Origin of the sequence: Rhizobium sp. SEMIA 4085, assembly GCF_013004495.1 — a bacterium.
In the GTDB taxonomy this organism is placed as follows: domain Bacteria; phylum Pseudomonadota; class Alphaproteobacteria; order Rhizobiales; family Rhizobiaceae; genus Rhizobium; species Rhizobium gallicum.
In genome coordinates this window covers 1-3,515 of record NZ_JABEPH010000487.1, presented here as the reverse complement: position 1 = coordinate 3,515, position 3,515 = coordinate 1, and the positions used below count along the sequence as shown (strand labels likewise).

The following is a 3,515-nucleotide window of genomic DNA, read 5'->3' as shown; positions in this document are numbered from 1 at the left end:
CCGCGCCAAGGCCGACCACTAGACTCTCGAACCCGGCGTGGTCGTGCGGCGTCCCGTCCTCGTGCTCCAGACCGTCATGCGACTTGCGGTTGCCGATGTCCTCTTCGGCCCCGATGGCGAGGCAAAGCAGCACGCTTGCCGGAACCTCGCCGTTCCTCGCCTCGATCATCGCCGGCTTGCGGGCGATGCGGGAGGCTACTTCGTGGCGCACGCGGCTGAGCCCTTTGCCGTCAAGGAGATCGGTCTTGTTGAGCACGATGAGGTCGGCGCAGGTCAGTTGGTCCTCGAAGAGTTCTTCGATCGGGCTTTCATGATCGAGCGAGGCGTCGTCTGCCCGGCGCGCATCCACCGCATCGTGATCGTCGGCAAAACGGCCGGCCGCGACGGCCGCACTGTCGACGACGGTGATGACACCATCGACGGTCACTTCGCTGCGGATATCCGGCCAGTTGAAGGCGGCAACGAGCGGCTGCGGCAGGGCGAGGCCGGAAGTTTCGATGACGATGTGATCCGGACGCTGGGCGCGCTCGAGAAGCTTCGTCATCGTTGGAATGAAATCGTCGGCAACGGTGCAGCAGATGCAGCCATTGGTCAATTCGATGATATCGTCCTCAGTGCAGTTTTCCGCGCCGCAGCCCTTCAATACGTCGCCATCGACGCCGAGATCGCCGAACTCGTTGATGATCAGCGCGATCTTCTTGCCGCCTGTGTTGGAAAGCAGGTTGCGGATCATCGTCGTCTTGCCGGCGCCGAGGAATCCGGTGATGACGGTTGCGGGGATCTTCTGCTGGCTCATAGGTTCAACCCTTCATTTTCAGCGGCAATCCGGCCGCGATGAAATACACGTCCGCGGCTTCCGCCGCTATCATCTGGTGCAGCCGTCCGGCATGGTCGCGGAAATCCCGGGCCATGCGGTTTTCCGGCACGATGCCTAGGCCGACTTCATTGGAAACGATGACGAGCCGCGCTCTTGCCTTCGGCAACCAAGCCGCAAGTGCTGCGAATTCCGCTGCCATATCGCGCTCCTCCATGATCAGATTGGTGACCCAGAGCGTCAGACAATCGACGAGGATCGCCCGGCCCCCGCGGTCGATAATGGAAAGACGGGCGACGAGCTCCAGCGGCTCCTCATGCGTCGTCCATTGTGGGCCGCGATCGGTTTTGTGGCTCTCGATCCGCTGACGCATCTCCTCGTCCCAGGCCCGGCCCGTCGCGACGTAGTGGCGCTCAAGGCCGCTATCGGCAACAAGCTGCTCAGCAAAACGGGATTTGCCGGAACGCGCGCCGCCGAGGACGAAGGCAGTGCCGCATGTGGGATGAGTCATCTGGAGTCCTGCGGCGTAAGAAACGGCGCTACCGACGCATGGCGCAGCCAACCCTCATTCTTGGGCGCGGAAGACACCCTGGAGATGGTTGTTTCATTCACGGCGCGGACGCGCCGTGGCCGGTTCCTTGTGACAATCCTCGGGTTAGACCCGAGGACAGGAATACGGGAAGTCGAAAGTGCGGTGTCCCGCAAAGACGCCACAAAATGCGGCATGGAATTCCATCGTTCAGCCATGACAACCTCCGTGCTGGCAGCGGGGAACAATGCCCCAGAATGGGCTCTTCGCCCGGCACGCATGGCAGGTCTCCTGGCTCGCGGGTGTCGGCCGACCGGGGCGACCCATCTAAGGTCGCCCCTGATCGCACCAGTGGATCTTCCTCGCCTTCCCGGCTGCATTCTCGTGAAAAGGCGGACGATTCGTAGAAATAGAGGCGTCCTGCCCCGGCTGATCACAATGCATTTCCAGTGGCTTTTCCGGCGCCCCAGCCACTTCACCTCATCCGCAACATGCGAAAGGAGCCGTGAACTGGCCTGAACGCCGGACGGAAGACCCTGACCGCTCTACAGTCGCGGGGTCGGCTGTGATGAAGACGCCCGGCTTGGGTCCGTCCCTTCACATTCCCTTTTCATCCGGAACGGCATCTGCCGTCCCGAAACCATCCGTAAGAATATTCATCGTTAGGCAAGCCGCCCTCCGAAGTCAATTGCGAGCACCCAAACGAGACCGGCGACGAACCGCTTCCAATTCGCGGTGCATTTCGCGCCGGGCTTTCGCCACATTTCGGGAGCAAGCGCCCCTATTGCCCTTGACGCTGTTGGCCGCCACCTAGTTCTTTGCATATGCTCACGAAATTGAATTTCCCGCGCCTCTACCGGCTCTACCGCCTGCTCGACGCCGGGCGGCTTCGTGCGCTTGCCCGCCGCAGTGAAATGGGCATGGTCTTCGCCGGGATCGCCGTCGGCGTGACGTCGGGCCTGGCTGTCACCGGCATGAGCCTCCTCTCACGCGAGCTGCATCGCTTGATCTTCGGCATCAGCGACATCGAACGGCTGAGTTCATCGCAGACAAACGACAAATTCCTGCTTCTGATGGCGCCCGTCTGCGGCGGGATGCTGCTCGGCCTTCTGTTTTTCATTCTCGCGCGAACCCGCAAGAAGCCCATGGTCGATCCCATCGAAGCGAACGCTTTGCATGGCGGACGGCTGTCGCTGACGGATAGCATCATCGTCGCCGTCCAGAATCTGGTTTCAAACGGCTTCGGCGCCTCCGTCGGCCTCGAGGCCGGCTATGTCCAGCTCGCGGCGGGTATCGCCTCCAAGCTCGGACTGAAGCTGCAGCTCCGCCGTGCAGATCTGCGCGTCCTTGTCGGCTGCGGCGCCGCCGGTGCGATCGCCGCGGCCTTCAACGCACCATTGACGGGCGCCTTCTATGCATTCGAGCTGATCATCGGCACCTACACGATCGTGTCGCTGACGCCGGTCGTCGTTTCCGCGCTCGTCTCGACGCTCGTCGCGCGCCTGCTGGCGGGAAGCGATTTCATGATCGATGTCGGTGCCTTCGGCACGGTGGTTCCGGCTGATTATATCCCTGCCCTGTTGCTTGGCGCCTTCTGCGCCGGCGTCGGCATCCTGATCATGCAGGGCGTAGCCTTCATCGAGGAGCTGGCGCGCAAAAGTTCGGTTCCGACGCCGCTTCGCCCGGCGCTCGGCGGCATCGTCGTCGGCCTTCTGGCGATGATTACGCCGCAGGTGCTTTCGGCGGGCCATGGTGCGCTGCATCTGAACCTTGGCCGTGATGTTGCCGTCCCGGTCCTGGTCGGACTTCTCCTGCTGAAATCCTTCGCATCGGCAATCTCCATCGGTTCCGGCTTCAGGGGCGGCCTCTTCTTCGCCTCACTCTTCATGGGCGCGCTGCTCGGCAAGCTTTTCGCCTATTGTGCCCCCTATTTCGCCCATGCGACACTCACGCCCGTAATCTATGCCGTGGTCGGCATGAGTTCGCTCGCCGTTGCGGTCATCGGAGGGCCGCTGACGATGACGTTCCTGGCGCTCGAGATAACCGGGGACTTTCCGATCACCGCGCTGGTACTTGCGGCCGTCATCACCTCGTCGCTCGTCGTGCGCAACACGTTCGGCTACTCCTTCGCGACATGGCGTTTCCATCTTCGGGGCGAAAGCCTCCGCAGCG

3 protein-coding genes and 1 riboswitch are annotated in these 3,515 nt (G+C 62.4%); of the genes, 1 reads left to right on the top strand and 2 read right to left on the bottom strand.

Annotation, left to right across the window (positions count from 1 at the left end; all coding sequences use genetic code 11):
- The coding region (gene cobW, locus C9413_RS29630) for a cobalamin biosynthesis protein CobW (RefSeq protein WP_170251307.1) at positions 1 to 796 on the bottom strand (796 nt) is incomplete at its 3' end.
- 4 nt (positions 797 to 800) lie between these two features.
- Positions 801 to 1,325, bottom strand: a complete 525-nt coding sequence (gene cobU / locus C9413_RS29625; RefSeq protein WP_039845165.1) for a bifunctional adenosylcobinamide kinase/adenosylcobinamide-phosphate guanylyltransferase — start codon at positions 1,323 to 1,325, stop codon at positions 801 to 803.
- A gap of 281 nt (positions 1,326 to 1,606) precedes the next feature.
- Positions 1,607 to 2,003, bottom strand: a riboswitch (cobalamin riboswitch).
- A 164-nt stretch (positions 2,004 to 2,167) separates the two neighbouring features.
- On the opposite strand from cobU, the gene C9413_RS29620 reads away from it, so the two are divergent.
- On the top strand, positions 2,168 to 3,515 hold a 1,348-nt coding region (locus C9413_RS29620), incomplete at its 3' end, for a chloride channel protein (protein ID WP_170251306.1).